The organism is Enterococcus rivorum (assembly GCF_001742285.1).
Taxonomy (GTDB): Bacteria; Bacillota; Bacilli; order Lactobacillales; family Enterococcaceae; genus Enterococcus_L; species Enterococcus_L rivorum.
Genome location: NZ_MIEK01000012.1, coordinates 68,680 through 87,191 on the forward strand (window position 1 = coordinate 68,680; position 18,512 = coordinate 87,191).

At 34.7% G+C, this 18,512-nt stretch carries 15 protein-coding genes; 8 read left to right on the forward strand and 7 right to left on the reverse strand.

Annotation, left to right across the window (positions count from 1 at the left end; translation table 11 throughout):
• Positions 1 to 16 precede the first annotated feature (16 nt).
• The 4 genes from BCR26_RS05300 to BCR26_RS05315 all read right to left on the reverse strand — a co-directional run bounded on the left by BCR26_RS05300 (position 17) and on the right by BCR26_RS05315 (position 7,229).
• Positions 17 to 1,054 (reverse strand): ABC transporter permease, encoded by a 1,038-nt coding sequence (locus BCR26_RS05300; RefSeq protein ID WP_084387031.1) that lies wholly within the window; start codon positions 1,052 to 1,054, stop codon positions 17 to 19.
• Entirely contained in the window at positions 1,054 to 2,574 is a 1,521-nt protein-coding gene (locus BCR26_RS05305) for a sugar ABC transporter ATP-binding protein (RefSeq protein ID WP_069697936.1), read from the reverse strand. The genes BCR26_RS05300 and BCR26_RS05305 overlap by 1 nt, the downstream gene beginning before the upstream one ends.
• 229 nt (positions 2,575 to 2,803) lie before the next feature.
• Positions 2,804 to 3,847 (reverse strand): aldose epimerase family protein, encoded by a 1,044-nt coding sequence (locus BCR26_RS05310; RefSeq protein WP_084387032.1) that lies wholly within the window; start codon positions 3,845 to 3,847, stop codon positions 2,804 to 2,806.
• Positions 3,848 to 3,950: 103 nt separating this feature from the next.
• Entirely contained in the window at positions 3,951 to 7,229 is a 3,279-nt protein-coding gene (locus BCR26_RS05315) for a DUF5107 domain-containing protein (protein WP_069697937.1), read from the reverse strand.
• Positions 7,230 to 7,446: 217 nt separating this feature from the next.
• Between BCR26_RS05315 and BCR26_RS05320 the strand changes: the two genes are divergently transcribed.
• The 4 genes from BCR26_RS05320 (at position 7,447) to BCR26_RS05335 (ending at position 10,165) form a co-directional block, all read left to right on the forward strand.
• Complete coding sequence (locus BCR26_RS05320; RefSeq protein ID WP_069697938.1) at positions 7,447 to 8,355, forward strand: helix-turn-helix transcriptional regulator; 909 nt, start codon at positions 7,447 to 7,449, stop codon at positions 8,353 to 8,355.
• Between the two features lie 183 nt (positions 8,356 to 8,538).
• A complete protein-coding gene (locus tag BCR26_RS05325; RefSeq protein WP_069697939.1) occupies positions 8,539 to 9,261 on the forward strand; it encodes a hypothetical protein in 723 nt (240 codons plus the stop codon).
• Positions 9,262 to 9,288: 27 nt separating this feature from the next.
• Positions 9,289 to 9,867: a histidine phosphatase family protein gene (locus BCR26_RS05330; protein WP_069697940.1), complete on the forward strand. Its 579-nt coding sequence runs from the start codon at positions 9,289 to 9,291 to the stop codon at positions 9,865 to 9,867.
• Positions 9,868 to 9,907: 40 nt separating this feature from the next.
• Positions 9,908 to 10,165: a hypothetical protein gene (locus BCR26_RS05335; protein WP_069697941.1), complete on the forward strand. Its 258-nt coding sequence runs from the start codon at positions 9,908 to 9,910 to the stop codon at positions 10,163 to 10,165.
• A 79-nt stretch (positions 10,166 to 10,244) separates the two neighbouring features.
• Here BCR26_RS05335 and BCR26_RS05340 read toward each other — a convergent pair whose 3' ends face one another.
• Positions 10,245 to 11,420 carry an aminotransferase class I/II-fold pyridoxal phosphate-dependent enzyme gene (locus BCR26_RS05340; RefSeq protein WP_069697942.1) on the reverse strand — a complete coding sequence of 392 codons (1,176 nt, stop codon included), beginning with the start codon at positions 11,418 to 11,420 and terminating at the stop codon, positions 10,245 to 10,247.
• A 15-nt stretch (positions 11,421 to 11,435) separates the two neighbouring features.
• A complete protein-coding gene (locus tag BCR26_RS05345) occupies positions 11,436 to 12,743 on the reverse strand; it encodes a PTS sugar transporter subunit IIC (RefSeq protein ID WP_069697943.1) in 1,308 nt (435 codons plus the stop codon).
• A 195-nt stretch (positions 12,744 to 12,938) separates the two neighbouring features.
• Here BCR26_RS05345 and BCR26_RS05350 point away from each other — a divergent pair, with 195 nt between their 5' ends.
• Positions 12,939 to 13,784 (forward strand): MurR/RpiR family transcriptional regulator, encoded by an 846-nt coding sequence (locus BCR26_RS05350; RefSeq protein WP_069697944.1) that lies wholly within the window; start codon positions 12,939 to 12,941, stop codon positions 13,782 to 13,784.
• A 68-nt stretch (positions 13,785 to 13,852) separates the two neighbouring features.
• Here the strand turns inward: BCR26_RS05350 and BCR26_RS05355 are convergent, their stop codons facing one another.
• The gene (locus BCR26_RS05355; RefSeq protein ID WP_069697945.1) at positions 13,853 to 14,365 is read right to left on the reverse strand and encodes a DUF4865 family protein; all 513 of its coding nucleotides are present in this window, start codon (positions 14,363 to 14,365) and stop codon (positions 13,853 to 13,855) included.
• Positions 14,366 to 14,819: 454 nt separating this feature from the next.
• Between BCR26_RS05355 and BCR26_RS05360 the strand changes: the two genes are divergently transcribed.
• From BCR26_RS05360 to BCR26_RS05370, 3 genes are read left to right on the forward strand one after another with little or no spacing between them, the layout of a single operon-like run.
• The gene (locus BCR26_RS05360) at positions 14,820 to 15,572 is read left to right on the forward strand and encodes a DeoR/GlpR family DNA-binding transcription regulator (RefSeq protein ID WP_069697946.1); all 753 of its coding nucleotides are present in this window, start codon (positions 14,820 to 14,822) and stop codon (positions 15,570 to 15,572) included.
• A complete protein-coding gene (gene pfkB / locus BCR26_RS05365) occupies positions 15,569 to 16,480 on the forward strand; it encodes a 1-phosphofructokinase (protein WP_069697947.1) in 912 nt (303 codons plus the stop codon). The genes BCR26_RS05360 and pfkB overlap by 4 nt, the downstream gene beginning before the upstream one ends.
• Before the next feature lie 11 nt (positions 16,481 to 16,491).
• The gene (locus BCR26_RS05370) at positions 16,492 to 18,426 is read left to right on the forward strand and encodes a PTS fructose transporter subunit IIABC (RefSeq protein WP_069697948.1); all 1,935 of its coding nucleotides are present in this window, start codon (positions 16,492 to 16,494) and stop codon (positions 18,424 to 18,426) included.
• Positions 18,427 to 18,512: the final 86 nt, after the last annotated feature.

An 18,512-nucleotide genomic window follows, 5' to 3' on the forward strand; every position in this document is an offset into this window, starting at 1 on the left:
CTCCAAAAGTTTATTATTATAGATTTTTTTTACTTGCTTCAATTAATCCTTTTTCACGTTTTTTCTTTCTGAAGAAATCAAAGGTTAACGCTAACAATAGCAATAATCCTCTAGCAACAAATTGCCAAAATGTAGGTACGCCTGTCATAATTAATCCCGTATTAAAACTTTGAAGAATTAGTACCCCTAATACTGTGCCAAACATATCACCAACACCACCAGAAAAGGAAACGCCACCTAAAATAACAGCCGTGATAGCATCAAATTCTAGTCCCACTGAAGCAGCTGGTTGCCCAGAGCTCATTCGACCTGATAATGTGATCCCACCAATTGCACAAAAAATTCCCATCAAAATGTAGCAGATTAGAACAATTCTTTGAGGATTTAATCCAGCTAACCTAGCTGCATCTTTACTTCCTCCAATAACATAAATACTTCTACCAAATACTGTTTTTGACAAGATCAATCCAAATAAAATGAGGCATATTACTAAAATGATTACAGGAATTGGTACATTAAAAATCCGCATCGTTCCAAAAGCATTGAAGGTAGCATTATTTACAGGAACAGGTTTTCCTTCACAAATAATATAGGCTACTCCTCTAAAAATCGACTGGGTTACAAGTGTTGCAATAAAGGGGTCCAACTGAATCTTATTAACCATGAATGCATTAAATATGCCAACTAAACCACCTGCAATAATTGTAATTAACAGAACTAAACCAAAATTCAATTTGAAGTTGGTTGACAAAACTGCAGACAATACAGAGGTAAATGCAACTACTGAACCTGGAGAAAGGTCATTCATTCCAGCAATAATTAAATAAGTAGCTCCAATTGCAACTAATCCGGTTAATGAAGCTGCCACAAAAATATTAATAATGTTTGTTGTAGAAGCGTAATTCGGATTTAAACTTGCAAATAGAATGAAGATAAAAACAATCGCTAAAGACAGCACTATTTTATCACTCGGAATTTTTTTGATTACTTTACTGAATCCGGTTGTCTTTCCTTCATCTGCAATTTCATTGCTTACGTATTTATTTGTTTCCATTAGATACTCACTTCCTTTTCTTTTTCTACACCAAACATTGCCAAGGATAGTAGCTTACTTTCACTAGCATCCTCTCTTCTTACTTCCCCAACAATTTTTCTTGATTTCATTACAATAATCCTATCAGACAGTCCCATAACCTCTGGTAACTCAGAGGAAATAAGAATAACCGCCATTTCTTGCTTAGCAAACTCACAAATCATTTTGTAAAATTCAGCTTTTGCACCAATATCTATCCCTTTCGTAGGCTCGTCTAAAATTAGCACTTTTGGTTTTGTATTCACCCACCTTGCCACAATCGCTTTTTGTTGATTACCACCACTTAGTTCAATTATTTTCTTTTTACTGTCAGGCGTTTTAATATTAAAATTTTTGATTGACTCTTTGATCTGAGTATTTTCTTTTTTCCGGTCAATAATTCCAAATAGCCGACTATTTTTCTTTAGCATTGATACACTAATATTCTCTCCCACACTTAAATTAGCTAGAATTCCTTGGGTCTTTCGATCTTCTGGGACTAAAACAATTCCGGCCTCCATCGCTTCTCTAGGAGAATTAATTTTTTTGAGCTTACCGTCAATGGAAATAGATCCTTTTATAACAGAATCAGCTCCAATAATTCCTCTCATCACTTCTGTACGACCAGCCCCAACAAGTCCAGAAAAACCAACTATTTCACCTTTTCGAATAGAGAATGAGCTATCTTCCACATAGTCAGTAGTCAGCCCAGAGACTTCTAAAACAACTTCTCCTAGCTTTTGGTTTCGATCTAATTCAGAATAAACGTTTCCAATGTTTCGCCCTACCATTAACTCCACCATTTTTTCTTCGTCTATTTCACGAGGGTTCACGGTATCAACATATTTTCCATCTTTAAAAATTGCTACTTTATCAGCAATTTCTTGAATTTCTTTCATTCTATGAGTAACATAAATAATCATTTTTCCTTCATTTTTAAGTTTTTGAATGATTTTAAATAAACTTTCAATTTCTAAATCACTTAAACTAGCGGTTGGTTCATCAAACGCAATTAATTTTAAATTATCTCTAGCATACGCTTTCATTATTTCTACCATTTGTTGGTGAGCAATACTTAAATCCTTTACCAATGTATTCGGTTTAATTGCCAAACCAAATTCATCAATTATTTTCTGAGCATTATTCCTTAATTTTCTTTTATTTATAATCCCCATTTTATTTTTAGGTAAATTCCCTAAATAGATATTCTCAGCTACTGAAAGCTCCATCAATATTTGACGTTCTTGATAAATAATACTGATTCCAGCCTCAATTGCTTCATTAGGAGAATGGAAATTTTTTTCCTCACCATTTAATAAATATCGCCCATGAGAAGGTTGGTAATCACCATTAATTACTTTTAACAATGTCGATTTGCCAGCGCCATTCTCTCCAAGAAAAGCTAAAACCTCACCACTCTTAACTTTAAAGCTGATTCCATCTAGTGCTTTTACTCCTGGGAAATATTTGGAAATATTATCAAATTCTATTTCATAATCCATACACATTCTCCCCCAATTCATCTTCCTCTTTTATCCTTGTTTATCAATGATTCACTACTATATGAAATTATATTACAGCGCTTTCATTTTATGAATGGACGATACCTTTGAAAGATAGACTATTTTACACTAATCTCTCACTATTTTTTATCATCTAATCCAATGATGTTAACATAAATAATATAATTAATATCAAGTTATTTAATAAAAATATCTCTGACCCAAAAACTTAATTACTAGAATAATTAGAAAAAAATTCAAATGCCGTTTTCTGATAAAATACTTGGTTTGCTTCTACAACAATAGCGCCAAAAGATGGATGATTTACCGCATCTGGCAATTCTTGAGTTTCCAAAGCTAAGCCACTATATTTTGCGAAAGGCTTTCCACTAAAATGATTCCCAGAGTAACTAATAATTGCTGAATTCGTTGTTCGTATTTCTATTGCTCTACCACTCTCTGGATGAAACAATCTCGCATCAACATCACGAGCTTTATCCAATATAAAAGGATGATTTAGCCCCTCCTCTTGAAGAATTTGATCCTCACTGGAAGTCAATGTATTTTTTAACTGCCTCCCTTGCCTGAAATCAAAAGAAGTTCCATTTACTGATAACATTTCTCCCGTGGGCGTTTTATCTTTCTTTAACGGCAAATAATTAGAAGCATCTAATGTTAAAATATGGTCCCTAATATCTTTTGAAAAATTACCCGATAAATTGAAATAGCTGTGATTGGTCGGATTTATAATCGTTTTTTGATCAGATATTCCTTTATATTCAATAGATAGTTGATTGCTTTCAAAAATAGTGTAGCAAATGGACATGTCTAAATTACCAGGATAACCACCGAGCTTATCTGGGATCACTTTAGTAAAAATCACTTGGACATAATCTCTTTTCTCAACAATTTGGTAATTCCAAAAAATAGTATCAAATCCAACAGATCCTCCGTGTAAATGAGTGCTGTCATTTTCATTTTTTTCTAGCTGATAGTTGCCGTAATCAGATGACCATAGCCCCTGGCTAATTCTACCTGCAACTCTGCCTACCGCAGCTCCAATAAATGAGCGTTGCCTGATATATTCTGACTCATTTGGATAGTTCAAAACAATATTCTTTTTTTGTCCCCATCGGTCAGCGATCATTAATTTAGAAATAGTCCCACCATAATTAAGTAAACTGATAGCGATACTCTCTCCCGTTATCATGATTTTTACTAACTCTGGATAGTTGGGATAGCTTCGATGGATAGTTACATTAAACGGCTTCACAACGTCAATATCACTCCTCAGTATTTCACTGGTACTTTTTTAGTTTAATAAGAAAAGACAGTAAACCCTTATGTTCTGAATCTACTGTCTCGCATCTTCTACTCTATATATTTTTTTCAATCATTTCTAAATGTCGTTTTAGCCCTTGATGATCTGGCACTTTTTGAAGGAGTTGCTCCAATTTATCCTTGGCTAATTGATAATTTTTTAAGCCAATATTTCCTAAAGCGATTAAATACTCGCAGTAGATTTTATTTTCTAATTGTAAATCTCTTTTAAAAACTACTGTTTCTGGTAATGATACTGCAAAATAATCGTAGGTAACTTCTTCAAAAATGTGAAGTTCTCCATAACGAATCAGTTGGTGATAACAGCTTCGTGCTTTTGACTCATTTCCTAGTGCTTCAAAGGCCATTCCTCGATAAAGAATCGAATCAGCCGGCTGATCATAATAATACAGAACGCTTTCTGGCTGACTATCTCCTTCCGAGGCTTTCATGAAATAGCTATGAGCATTAACTTCGTCTCCTAAAACTTGATATGCTTTAGCAATATAAAAATCAGCTATAGTATCTTGTACATTTGGCAACTTCCCTTCACCTAAATTGTGAGGATAACGTTTAGATTTTTTCAATAATTCAATAGCTTGCTCCGGTTGTTGCTCTAGAATTTTTTTTGCCATTTCAATCAATGCGAATAGATATTGGCTACTGACCTTTCCTTCGCCACCTTCCCAAGGATGAAATTGTCTGTTCTCTAAACAATGAAGTGCTTTCTCATATTGACCTTGGCTATTTAACAGAGAAATATAGACAATAAACAAGTCATCACGTTCTTGAGTGACTGCCATTTGTTCTTCTAACAACTTCACTCTCTCTTCATTAGAAGCACCGTTGATACGTTTCATCAAGTCCTGCTCTAGCAATAAACGAGCATCATTCTTATCTAGATTAACCGCATGAGTAATCATCTCTTCGGCTCTTATTTGATCGTCATAGTTATTGTAATATGCGAATGAAAGGTTACGGTAAACCGTTGGAAATTGTTTCAATTGACAACTACTTTCTTCCCAAAGAGTAATTGCTTCCTCATACCGTTTTTTGTCATAGAAAAGATTCCCTAAATAATATTTAGCAAATCCTGTGTCTTCAGGCAAAAGCTCAATTGTAGCGTTTAAAATCTCAATTTCATCTAATTTATTGGGGAAACAGTAGGTCGAGCTAATACTTTCAGCTTTCTTTATCTCTTTAATGGCAGAATCAACTTGTCCTTGTCTTATTTTTATATACGCTAAATAGTAATGAATCATCGGAAATTCAACAGAGCAATTTAATAGTATTTGTTCAGCATCACTTAAAAATCCCCAATTTAGATAATCTAATGCTAACTCTAGATAATTGTTGACTTCATCTCGCATCAATTTTTTCCATTTGTGTGTCGATTCTTTTAAAAATTTTTCATAATGTGTCCCCAAATCTAATGGATCAATTGCTAAGTTTTCCGAAATTAATTCATCTATTTTTTGGTTGAGCAGCCTTTTTAGCGTAATTTTAAGATTTCTAGCTTTCATATGGTGATTATTTTTAACTAAGCTCTGGTCAATCAGAATCAACGCCTCTTGATACTCTCCTTTTAGTGTCGAAATAATCGCTAATTGGTAAAAAGCAGCCGCCTGAGTATCTTCATTCCAGGTTGCTTTAAAAAAGTGATCGGTAGCTTCTGCCATTTTTCCAATCTTCATTTGTACCAATCCCAAATTAAGTGAAGGTTCTCCGTAATATGGATTAGGCGTTTTCCATGTTTGTTTTTTTAGCGCTTGCTTGAAATATTTTTCACTTTCAATAAATAGTCCTCGTTTATATAAAAACATGCCATAACCATTATTTAGTCGAATATCTGTCTCATCGCGCTTTAATCCTTCTAAATAATAGTCCTCAGCATCTAATGTGGCATGACGATATTGTTCAATATGAGTCGCTGCTAAAAAAAGTTCTTCTGTCGTTTTCAATAGCTGAGGTTTTGGTAAAGCTTCAGCTGGCTTCGGTAGTTCTTGCAATTCTTCCTTCAAGCCAGTATAAGAAACTAGCAAACTATTTTCCCTATCATAAACAGATATCACTAAGGAATCATCCATAGTATTTGTTGGTGTAACAAGACTTCCCTTTAGATAGGAAGCCGGATTTAATTCAACGACTTCTTCTAAAATAGATTGATCTTTATAGGTAATCACCACTTTTGCTTTTTCTTGTTTTTTTGTAGCATACACAGCATATACTAACTGATTATCTATAATTTCTAAGTTAACAGCGGCCTCTATCGTAGCGTTTTTAACTCTACCAACCCCTTTATAAGGCATAAAATATTGTTTGAACTCTTTTTCTTCATAAGGTTTTAACCAAGTGAAGTCGGGTTGATTGTCGGTAAATACCCCTGTCATTAATTCAATATACGGACCATCTTCATCCGTTAAGTTTCGATCCCAAGACAAGCCAAAATCGCTATTTCCCCAACCCCACTGTTTCTTCCCAGGTGAAATATGATGATTTGCCACATGAAGCAAGCCAGCTTCTTTTTTTTCGTCGTAATTACCGATAAAATCATAGTCTGAGTGATAGGCCATATAAGACGTGGGCACTTTTATATTCTTATATCTGGATATATCTATTCCTTCTGAATAATCGTATTTATAGTAGGTTCCTGTAGCAATTGGAAAGTCTGATACAGCACGTTTACCATGATCCATAACCGCGTGAACATCTGGCGGAAAAATTGAAACGGTGTGATCATTGGCAGGAACAGCAGGATTTGCCCACCATAAAAAAGTCTGGGGAGTGTCCGTCCGATTGGTAACTTTTCCGGTTATTTCAATATATGCAGAATCTGGATATAAGGTAAAACCTGCCATCCCTTTTGTGCCATACATCTTGTCAATTTCACTAACCCAAAGTGTCTTACTGCCATCCTTATTTTCAACTAACTCATATTCTGTCGGTAAGTACGTGGAAGGACGATGATGTTGTGGCCAATTGAACTCTATCCCTCCTGAAATCCACGGTCCTATTAAACCAACTAAAGCCGGCTTAATCACTTGATTATAGTATACAAAATCATAATCATTCGTTTTATCATAGGCTCGCTGAATTCTTCCTCCTAAAGTCGGCAACACTACCACTTTTAAATAATCATTCTCCAAAATAACTGCTGGATAGTCAACGGATACTTTCTCATCATAAATTTTTTCTGTTATTGCATGGGGATAAACTTTCCCGCTGCTCCCTTGATACACTCTCTTCTCAAAAAAAAGAGGATTTTTATCTGGTTTAGAAGTTAGATATGTTGGCATTGTAATCTTTTCTTCCCAGATTTTTACTGTTCCTGTCATCTTTATCTCGCTCCTTCTATTTTTTTAGTAATTCTAAATACCTTGCTTACGTCATAACTGCTTCTTTTTTACACGAAATCTTTTTTGGGTCAATTCCTTTCCCCTTTGTTGATTTCATACTAACTTGAAAACGCAAACAAAAAAATGGGATAAACAAATTAAACATGGACTATTTTACATTTATTTGATAAAATTCGGGTATTAGGAGGGAGATTTAATGGACTCTATAAAGAAGAGAGACGGATTTAAAGATGAGCGACATATCATTTTACCAACGAAGCTTTTAAAAGAAGCAAGAAGTCACGCTTTAGTGAACTACACTATTGTCAATGAATTAGGCTATTATCCAGACGCAAAGTATCATTATCGGGAACGTCACAAGGGAGAAAAGGAAAATATTCTGATTTACTGCTTAGAAGGAGAAGGAACGATTGAAATTATCGGTAAAGAACTTTTTTGCTTGGCCAGAGGTAGCCTTTACTGTATTCCCAAAAATATTCCTCATCGATACTATTCTGATGTAAACAATCCTTGGTCCATATTATGGATTCATTTTGAAACAAATTTAATGGAAGAATTTTTTATTAACGATATGAAACCAATTGTCATTGACACGCCCCATAAAAACGCACTCTTACAAACACACTTTATTGACTTATTTGACATTGCTGAAAAAGACAACTCGCTGAACAATATTATTTGCACCACTCAGCTATTGAAACTAATTTTAACTGAAATTCATTACTTAAAAGATGGATTATCTCATAATCAACAAAACACTTACTTAACTAAAAGTATTCGTTTCATGAATGAAAATATCTCAAAAGATTTGACTCTATTTGAGCTTTCTAAACACCTAAATATTTCTCAAAGTTACGTAAGCGCTATCTTCAAAAAATACTTGAACAAGTCACCAATCGATTATTTTATTGAGATACGTATTGAACAAGCCTGTAAATATCTAAAAATGACAGATTTAAAAATTTATGAAATCGCTAAAAAGGTGGGCTATCAAGACCCTTACTACTTTTCTCGGATTTTCAAAAAGTTAACTAGCTACTCACCTAAAGAATACCGGAATCAAATAGCCGATCGCTCAAAACTAGCTTTAATAATGAAAAAATAACGTTAGACTAAAAAAAGTAGTGTATTTATTCACGGCGTGTTATGAAACACTTTTTATCTAAATAAATTTTGCTACCTTATCGCTTTAAAATTGTCCTTGAAATTTATTGATAGAAAAATATGTAAACGCATTCTAATTAGTAGTATAATTAATAGAAAACAGGAAGGAACCTGAGGAGTTGAAATGAAAAAAAATGTCTTGATTATTTTGTTATTCTTACTAGTAGGATGTAAAAACGATCCTCCCCCTAAGGTAGAAAAAGATATTGAAGCAGTTACTTCTAAAATAGATAAATCTCTAGTTAATGAAATAGCAGGCACTTGGTTTGAAAATCGACGTGAATACACAATTTCCTATGATGAAAGCTACTTAACTTTTGATGAAAAAAAGCTAGTAATTGAAACGACTGATAATAATACTATCACTACTCATCTTTTTGAAGATCAAAAATCGACCTATCACTTTTCTTTAGAAAAAGATAAATTAACAGTTGCTCCCTCTTACAGAATTGAATTTGACCCTAAAAACCCTGCATCTGGAGGAGATTTCGCCCCCATTCATTTAGAGCGAAAAGCAGCAATCGAAATTGAAGAGATTTATGGTTCTTGGAAATCTACGGAAGCAGATTATCCTGTTGAAATAATGATTAAACCCACTTTCCATAATAAAACCATCCTATTGTTAGAAAAAAGCAATCAAAATCAGGAAAATTACACCGAAACAGAAGTAACTTTATTAGAAAAAACAGATACATTGTTATCTTTTTTAACAAAAGATAAATCATTAGAATACAAAATTTCTTTCTTAGAAGATGGAAATATGTTGATGGTTCCTTTTAGTCGTTCTCAAAAGGATGATTCTACTCCTAATGTTTTTAGACCCTACAGTTTAACAAAAGATAACTAGACAACTTAATTAGAAGGGACCTATAAAATGACCACTGTATTTTTAGTAAGACATGGACAAACGCTATTCAATTTACAACATAAAATCCAAGGATTTTGCGATTCCCCTTTAACAGAAGTAGGCATAAAACAAGCTGAAATTGCTCGAAAACATTTAGATAATTTAGACATTCAATTTGATGAAGCTTACTCTTCTACTTCAGAAAGAGCTTGTGATACTTTAGAAATATTGACAGATATTCCTTATACACGAAGAAAAAATTTACGAGAATGGAACTTTGGAAGCTATGAAGGAGAAGGTGAACATTTAAATCCCCCTCTTCCTTATCTAGACTTTTTTGTTCAATTTGGTGGAGAATCCCAAGTTGATGTTGAAAAACGAATCAGCGAGGAAATAGGCTTAATTGTAGCGGACAAAACAGAGAAGAATATCTTGATTGTTTCCCACGGAGCAGCGATTGCCAACTTTTATCGTCGTTGGGAGCATACTAGTGAGGTTACTAGAAGTGGTCGGATTCAAAACTGTTCTCTATTTAAGTATCATTTTGATGGCGAAAAGTTTATTCTAGAAGAAATTATTGAACATGATTTTAGTGACTTGAATTAACAATTAACTATTACAAAAAAATAATCTGGAGGAAAATTAAGTGAGTGGCTACCCTTTTTTAATCTTTGTAATCTATGGTCTTCTTTTTACAGGAATTCTCCTCTTAACAGCTTTTTTAGCTAAAGTAACGGGTGGCCTATTTTGGTCTAGAACGCTTAAAGATTATTGGGAAGATCTAAATAGCCCCTATTATCAACAAGAACAAGAAATTGGTTCTAATTACAGTCACTTGATTTTGAAGTACGTACCCCCTTTTTTCATCGCTTTTTTAATTATTTTTGTATGGTTTAATAGATGAAATAGCTGTCTTAAACCAGAAAATTAAATATGGAGTGAACTATCCCTGATTTCCCAGATTCGTTCACTCCATTAATTAGTTATTTTCCATAAGCAGTATCCAATGCTTGCTGAATATCTTCTACAATCGACATCGGCTCTTCTAAACCAACATATAAACGAACATGCGCTGGCGAAAGACCTCTTTTTTCTATAGCTGCCAAATTGTTGCCTTTAAACGCTGGTAAAGCTAGACTTTCAAAGCCCCCCCAACTAACACCAATTGTCACTACTTCCAAAGCATTTAAAAAATTTTTCAACTTCCCAAAATCTTCATCTACTAAATCAATCGCAAAAAGTGAACCGTAACCACTTAAGTACTTATCCGCTAGATCTTTTTGTTCTACTGTTCCACAATACGGATGGAAAATTTTGGCGATACGATGATCTTTCAGCAAATGATCCAATACTTGAATAATTGCTTGATGTTGATGATTCATTCGAACAGCCAATGTCCGTAACCCTCGAATCGCTAACCAAGAGTTAAACGGGCTGTTAGTTGCCCCTAAAGATTGATGTCCATTTTCAAAAATGTTATCCACTAATCGTTCACTACCAATTACTGCTCCAGCCACAATATCTGAATGTCCACCGATATATTTTGAACAAGAATGGATAACTAAGTCAATTCCATAGGATAAAGGGTGCTGGAACAATGGCGATGCCCAAGTACTATCAATTACTGTAAAAATTTGTTGTTTTTTTGCCATAGCTGCAATTTTTTCCAAATCCAGTAATTCAAATTTTTGGGAAGAGGGACTTTCAAAATAGATCATTTTCGTGTTCTTTTTAATTTCTAGCGCAATCTCATCTGTTGAAGAAACATCTATCTTTGTTCGTTCAATCCCAAATTTTTCCATATACTTAATCAAAGCTAGCGCTTCGCCATAAATAGTATTTACCATAATGACGTGATCCCCTTGCTCTAACAAGGTAAACATCGTTGCAGCAATTGCGCCCATTCCAGATGAAAAGACTTTACACTTTTCGCCGCCTTCTAGACGAGCTAATTTTTTTTCTAAAATTTCGGTCGTAGGATTCGTTCCTCGTGTATACACATAGTTATTTTTTTCATCGTCACTACAAGCGATAAAATCTTCAGCTGTCGGAAAATGAAAAGAAGAGGTTTGAACAATTTCTGGTGCCATTGCATGATACTCTTTTACCGATTCCTTTTCTACTTCACAACAAATGTTTTCTACATATTTTTTTTCCATCAGTCTTGCTCCTTTTTATAGCGTATCTGGAATTTCATGGTGCTCTTCTTTTTCGTATTGACTATCTAATGCTTTTACAAACGGATAAAAGATTAAGACTGATGCTGCTACTGCAACAATTTGCGTAACTGCACCTTGCCAATGCCCTACTAAAAACCCTGAGAAAATAAACGGCGTTGCCCACGGTGCCTGAATCCCTGTAAATAAAGGCATAAATCCTACCGTCATTGAAATATAGGCAATTAGAACAGAAACAACAGGTGCTATCACTAATGGAATTAAAATGAGGGGATTGAAAATAACTGGTAAACCAAAAATTAACGGCTCGTTGATATTAAAAAGTGCTGGAATAAAGGAAATTTTTGACATAGCCTTCATTCGTGAAGATCGAGCCACAATAAGCATCGCAATCGCTAAACCAATCGTACAACCAGCACCACCAATCGTCGCAAACTGATCCAGCATTTGAACGGTACCAAAGCTACCTGTTTTTGTGGTTAATTCCCCTAATTCAGCAAGTGCTTGATTTTTATCCGCATTGGCGTACAAAATAGGATACAACATTGAATTGATAACGGTCGGATGAATCCCGAACCACCACAATAAGCCATTTAATCCAGCAACCAAAATAATTGCAAAAGGATGACCAATTATTCCTTGTAGCGGTGCTTGAACAAGAGCGTAAATCATTTCTGGGAATGAATCTGATGCAACCACACCGACACCATTTATAATTAAAGCAACCAAGACGACAAACACACCTGGAATTAATCCACTAAATGCACGACTCACCATCGTAGGCACACTTTCTGGCATATGAATCACAATGTTCTTTTTAATACAGAATCGGGTCACTTCTACCGAAATAATCGACATAATAATTGCCGTAATGACTCCTTGTGTTCCCAACCAGTTGAAGGAAAGTACTTTTTCAACTACTTCTCCCGAATCTGTAATTACAGTCTTAGGCAGAACAACCACGTATGCCACTAACCCCAGAACCAACGAAGTCAATTGATCCATTTTATAGCTTTCGGCTAATTTATAAGACATCGTTCCTGCAAAAATCAAGCCCATCATATTAAAAGTTGCCCGATAAGCAGGTGAAATAAAACCAATCCAATTTGGTCCAAAAATTCCAGCCATAAACTCCTCATACCCTGCAACAGGAAAATCTGTCATTAACATAAAAATTGACCCAATAATCGTTAAGGGCATAATGGCAAAAAAACCATTTCGAAGTGCTTGAAAATACCTTAAATTTGTTATTTTTGATACTTTTGGAACTAAAGACTGCTCAACCCAATTTGTTAACTTTTCCATCTTTTCTCCTCCAATAAAACGCTTTTATATCTTCATAGTAAAACATTTCATTAGAAAGTAAATATCTTCAGACTATTCTGTAACTATGTTTCACAAAAGATCAATCTCATGTATACTAATTGCGGAACAATGTTTCTTAGCGACTACAAATCTTATCAACTTAACGATTATCAATCACATAGGAGGCCTTTATTTATGAACCTTATTGAACAATTAACCAGAATTGACTTTACATATAACGAACAATTGATTATTAATTTAATTCTGGAACACACCGAACGAGTACTTCATATGTCTATTTATGAGTTAGCAAAATTTACAAATTCATCTACCTCTACGATTGTCCGGTTATGCAAAAAGACCGGTGTTAGTGGCTTTAAAGAGTTTAAAATTAAACTGACTCGTGATCTAGAACTTTACTATCAAACTATCAATAACATTGATGTGAATATGCCTTTCCAAGCTAGAGATTCCGATCTTCTGATTTCTAAAAAAATTGCTCAATTAACGCAAGAAACAATTAACTCAACCCAAAGCCAACTTTCAAATGATGTTCTGACTAAAAGTGTTGACTATTTACTCAAAGCCCAAAATATTATTGCAATTGGTGTTAGTAACTCTTTCATTCGATTAGTGGATTTTCAGACAAAATTATTACGAATCAATCTATATGTTCGCTTAACCCAACTACAGCCAGAACAATTTTACCTAGCCACTAATGCGACTAAAAAAGATGTTGCGCTTATTGTTTCCTATAGTGGAAACACAGCTGAAATTGTAAATGAAGCAAAAATATTTAAACAAAATGGAACCCCGATTATTGCCATAACTTCAAACCCTGAGAGTCTTTTAGCTTCTTATGCTAGCGAACTACTGTTAATTCCTAACGATGAAAAGGCTGCTTTTAAAGTTTCAACTTTTTCTTCCCAACTTGCAATTGAATACGTGCTAAATGTTCTCTATTCTTGTATCTTTAATCGGAATTTCGATGCCAATTATGGTTCACAAAAACCAACCCCTATTTCTACTTTAAAATTTTAAGTGCATCTAAGGACTAAAAAAAGAGGAGGTTAAGCTGATCAAACAAGCTTTAGCCTTCTCTCTTATTTTTACATCGATAAATGTAAGATTTCATAAACAAAACGAGTATTCTTTCCTGTTGGCACTTCTTTATAGAAATAAAAAGCAGTATAATTCCATTTGTCTGGATTGTAAACTAAAACTTTACCAACACAGTCTTTTTCTTCAGTTAAAAATGTTGGATAGGAAATATTTGTCGCTTCTTCAATACTATTCACTGTCTCAAAAACATACTTAGCTTCACTAAATTGAGTGGACATGTGAACATCTAAAGGTACCCCAATATTGATTTTTTGCCAACCAAACGACTTCAAAATATTATCATAATAACCTTCAAAAATAAATTTGTTCATCCCAACACTATCTTTCCAAATGTACAAAGGGGCATACTGTTTTTTATCAGCAGAATCTATTATCAAATACGCTTTGAATAATAAACCCTCGAAACCATCTGTTTTAGCTCCATTTTTCCTAACTCTTTCTCTGATTACGGTCATATCGTAATCATTCGGTAATGTAATCTTGTATTGCATACTATTCATTATTACGCCTTCTCTCTTCTATCTAACAGTATACAACTAAACGCCAACTGTGTATCATTATTCAAAATAAAAAAGACCTTTAATACACTTTTATTTCTATTACCGCAAAATTTACTTCGCTATAAAAATGTGATTCCTTCAGCACTTGTTTGGCAATTGCCCTTTTGATTAGATTTAAAATAGGCTACAAGTTTTTATAAGTATAGATTTTTTGTTCCCCCATAAAATTTCTAAACATTTCATCCTCGTCACTCAATATTTTCGGACTAGTTTCAATGCTTTATTGCGCTTGAATTTCTCCATTTTTTAGGCCTTTCAGTTAGATGAAAAGAAAATTGCTTTGAGGTATTTCTTGACGAGCTATTCTTATCCATATCTAACGAACGTTTTTGACCGATTTTGATTGCATCATTCATAACAGTGTGCTATGATACAAGTGAAATGAGGTGTGAAAATGCTTACTGACGAGAGACATCAAGCAATATTACGTTTATTAGAACAAAAGCCAATCGTTAAATCCCAAGAACTTTCAATCCTTTTAGATGCTTCTGAATCAACAATACGAAGAGATTTACAAGAATTAGAGGATGCTCAATTATTGGAACGTATTCATGGTGGCGCGAAAAGAATTCTAAATCTAGGTTTTGAACAAGACATGACTGAAAAAACGTTCAAAAACGTTCAAGAAAAACAAAAAGTTGCGGCTTTAGCAGCTGAATTTATTCAAGATGGTGATGTCATTTACTTAGATGCAGGATCAACTACTTTAGAAATGTTGCCTTTTATTACTCAAAAAAATCTGACAGTTGTCACTAATTCTGTTCATCATGCTGCGAAATTAGTTGATATGAACATTCACACAATTATTTTAGGTGGTTCTTTGAAGCTTTCAACAAAAGCGATTATTGGGTCTACTAGTATGGAACAGTTAAGCCACTTTTACTTTAATAAAGTCTTTATGGGAATGAATGGGGTTCATCTTACTTTTGGTTTAACCACACCTGATCCAGAAGAAGCGGCGTTAAAGGAGTTAGCTATTCAGCAAAGTGAAGAGGCTTATGTCCTAATTGACCATACGAAATTAAATAAAATCAGTTTTACAAAAGTTACTGGAATTGAAAAAGTTACTTTATTAATTGACCAGTGTCCAAAAGAGGTTTTCAAACAATTTGAAGAAAAAACGACGATCAAGGAGGCTATTCAATGATTTATACTGTTACGCTTAATCCTTCTATAGACTACATTGTTCATGTAGCAGAACTAAGATTAGGCGAATTGAATCGCATGAATGATGATTTTAAATTGCCTGGCGGAAAAGGAATCAATGTGTCACGCATTTTAAAACGAACGAACTCTGATTCTACTGCTTTAGGTTTTATCGGCGGGTTCACGGGACAATTTATCTCAGACTGGTTAGAACGTGAAAAGATCGCTACAAATTTTACGTCTGTCCAAGAAGACACTAGAATTAATATCAAATTAAAGGACCAAGCTGAAACGGAAATTAACGGCTCTGGACCTAACATTAGCCTAAATGAAATGGAAGAATTGAAAGAAACGTTAAGCACTGTTTCAACTGGCGATATTGTGGTTTTATCTGGAAGTACACCTACGAATTTACGTCATGGTTTTTATGAAGAACTTATTCAAATCATTAAAGAAAAGAACGCTGAATTTGTGATTGATACAACTGGTGAAGATTTACTGAGAGCTCTTCCAGAAAAACCACTACTGGTAAAACCAAATAATCATGAATTAGCAGAACTTTATAAAACTAGTTTTCAATCGATTTCTGACATTATTCCTTATGGGAAAAAATTACTTTTAGAAGGCGCTCAATACGCAATAATCTCGATGGCTGGTGATGGTGCTCTTCTATTCACTAAAGAAGGAATTTATAAATCAAATGTTTTAAAACGACCATTAAAAAATTCTGTCGGTGCTGGCGATTCTATGATTGCTGGGTTTATTGGAACTTACGAAAAAAATCAAGACCCGGTTGAAGCTTTTAAATGGGGCGTTGCTTGTGGCAGTGCTACAGCTTTCTCTGATGACTTGGCTACGACGGAGTTCATTAATGAATTAGTCAATGAAGTTAAAATCGAAAAAATTTAGGGGGGTATATTATGAATATTAAAGATTTGTTAGTAAAAGATGTTATGATTATGGATTTACAAGCGACGGATAAAAAAGGTGCTATCGATGAAATGGTAGAAAAAATGTATGCCGGCGGTCGAATTACAGATATCGCAACTTATAAAGAAGGGATATTAACTCGTGAAGCTCAAACATCAACTGGTTTAGGTGATGGAATTGCCATGCCCCACGCTAAAAATAAAGCGGTTAAAGAAGCAACCGTTCTTTTTGCTAAAAGTAATAATGGAGTTGACTACGACTCTTTAGATGGACAACCAGCTTACCTATTCTTCATGATCGCAGCTCCAGAAGGCGCTAATGACACTCATTTACAGGCCTTGGCCTCATTATCAAAATTGTTGATTAATCCAGATTTCGTTGCACAACTAAAAGAAGTCAACACACCAGATGAAGTTCAAGCGCTTTTTCAAGCAGCAGAAACAGAAAGAGAAGCAGAAGAACGACAAGAACGCTCAGCAGAAATCAAAGAAACAAATCGTACATTTGTTGTGGCAGTTACGGCTTGTCCAACTGGAATTGCTCATACTTATATGGCAGAAGATGCATTGAAAAAAATGGCAAAAGAAATGAACGTCGAGATTAAAGTAGAAACAAATGGTTCTGATGGAATCAAAAATCGCTTAACGACAGAAGATATTGCTCGCGCAGAAGGAGTGATCATTGCTGCTGATAAAAAAGTAGACATGAATCGCTTTAATGGTAAAAAATTAGTAAATCGACCTGTTAGTGACGGGATTCGTAAGACGAAAGAATTAATTACTTTGGCAACAAATGGAGAAGCACCCACCTTTCATGGCAATAACTCAGAAGAGGCTACTGAAAATTCTTCTGCTGAAGGATCGATCGGTTCAAGAATTTATAAAGACTTAATGAATGGTGTTTCCCATATGCTTCCTTTTGTTATTGGTGGAGGAATTGCGATTGCTTTGTCCTTTATGATTGATCAATTTATGGGTGTACCACAAGATAGTTTAAGTAAATTAGGTTCTTTTAATGAGCCTGCTGCTTGGTTTAATCAAATTGGTGGTGCTGCTTTTGGTTTCATGCTACCCGTGTTAGCTGGTTTTATCGCTTCAAGTATTGCAGATCGTCCAGGTCTAATTGTCGGTTTTACAGCAGGTGCTCTTGCTAATACAGGCGGTGCAGGTTTCTTAGGAGCCTTAATTGGTGGTTTCCTTGCCGGTTATGTGATCGTTTTCTTGAAAAAAGTCTTCAAAGGACTACCTAAATCGTTAGATGGGATTAAAACCATTCTTTTTTATCCAGTATTTGGTTTACTGATTACTGGTGGATTAATGCTACTAATTAATATTCCAATGAAAATTGTAAATGACGGTCTAAACGACTTCTTATCAGGGCTTAGTGGTACAAATGCAGCGTTATTAGGTGCTTTATTAGCAGGTATGATGGCCATTGATTTAGGTGGTCCTATTAACAAAGCTGCCTATGTCTTTGGTACAGCTTCTATCGCTTCAACCGTTGCTGAGGGCGGAAGTACAATCATGGCTTCTGTTATGGCTGGGGGAATGGTTCCTCCTTTAGCGATTTTTGTTGCAACATTGCTATTTAAACATAAATTTACAAAAGAGCAAAAAGACGCTGGTTTAACAAACTTAGTGATGGGGTTGTCTTTTGTTACAGAAGGAGCCATTCCTTTTGCTGCTGCCGATCCATTACGCACGATTCCTAGTTTTGTTGTGGGTTCTGCATTATCAGGTGCCCTAGTTGGTGGCTTTGGCATTCGTTTATTAGCTCCTCATGGCGGTATTTTCGTTGTCTTACTATTAAGTCACCCCATTTTATTCTTATTGTTTATCGCAATAGGTGCTGTCGTTTCAGCAATTATTTTGGGAATAGTGAAAAAGCCTGTCGAACAAAAAGAGGTCGTTTCAAAAACTGCCTAACATTATCTATCATGCAATACCTTAACAAACACAGGAAATAAAATAAAAAAAGAAATCAAGTGGAGTTGTAGATTCGCTTGATTTCT

Bases quoted from the DNA above. Each gene is read 5' to 3' on its own strand.
- BCR26_RS05370 (WP_069697948.1), top strand. From the start codon at position 16,492: ATGAATATTAAAGATTTGTTAGTAAAAGATGTTATGATTATGGATTTA.
- BCR26_RS05345 (WP_069697943.1), bottom strand. From the start codon at position 12,743: ATGGAAAAGTTAACAAATTGGGTTGAGCAGTCTTTAGTTCCAAAAGTA.
- BCR26_RS05330 (WP_069697940.1), top strand. From the start codon at position 9,289: ATGACCACTGTATTTTTAGTAAGACATGGACAAACGCTATTCAATTTA.
- pfkB (WP_069697947.1), top strand. From the start codon at position 15,569: ATGATTTATACTGTTACGCTTAATCCTTCTATAGACTACATTGTTCAT.
- BCR26_RS05355 (WP_069697945.1), bottom strand. From the start codon at position 14,365: ATGAATAGTATGCAATACAAGATTACATTACCGAATGATTACGATATG.
- BCR26_RS05305 (WP_069697936.1), bottom strand. From the start codon at position 2,574: ATGGATTATGAAATAGAATTTGATAATATTTCCAAATATTTCCCAGGA.
- BCR26_RS05350 (WP_069697944.1), top strand. From the start codon at position 12,939: ATGAACCTTATTGAACAATTAACCAGAATTGACTTTACATATAACGAA.
- BCR26_RS05325 (WP_069697939.1), top strand. From the start codon at position 8,539: ATGAAAAAAAATGTCTTGATTATTTTGTTATTCTTACTAGTAGGATGT.
- BCR26_RS05360 (WP_069697946.1), top strand. From the start codon at position 14,820: ATGCTTACTGACGAGAGACATCAAGCAATATTACGTTTATTAGAACAA.
- BCR26_RS05320 (WP_069697938.1), top strand. From the start codon at position 7,447: ATGGACTCTATAAAGAAGAGAGACGGATTTAAAGATGAGCGACATATC.
- BCR26_RS05300 (WP_084387031.1), bottom strand. From the start codon at position 1,054: ATGGAAACAAATAAATACGTAAGCAATGAAATTGCAGATGAAGGAAAG.
- BCR26_RS05315 (WP_069697937.1), bottom strand. From the start codon at position 7,229: ATGACAGGAACAGTAAAAATCTGGGAAGAAAAGATTACAATGCCAACA.
- BCR26_RS05340 (WP_069697942.1), bottom strand. From the start codon at position 11,420: ATGGAAAAAAAATATGTAGAAAACATTTGTTGTGAAGTAGAAAAGGAA.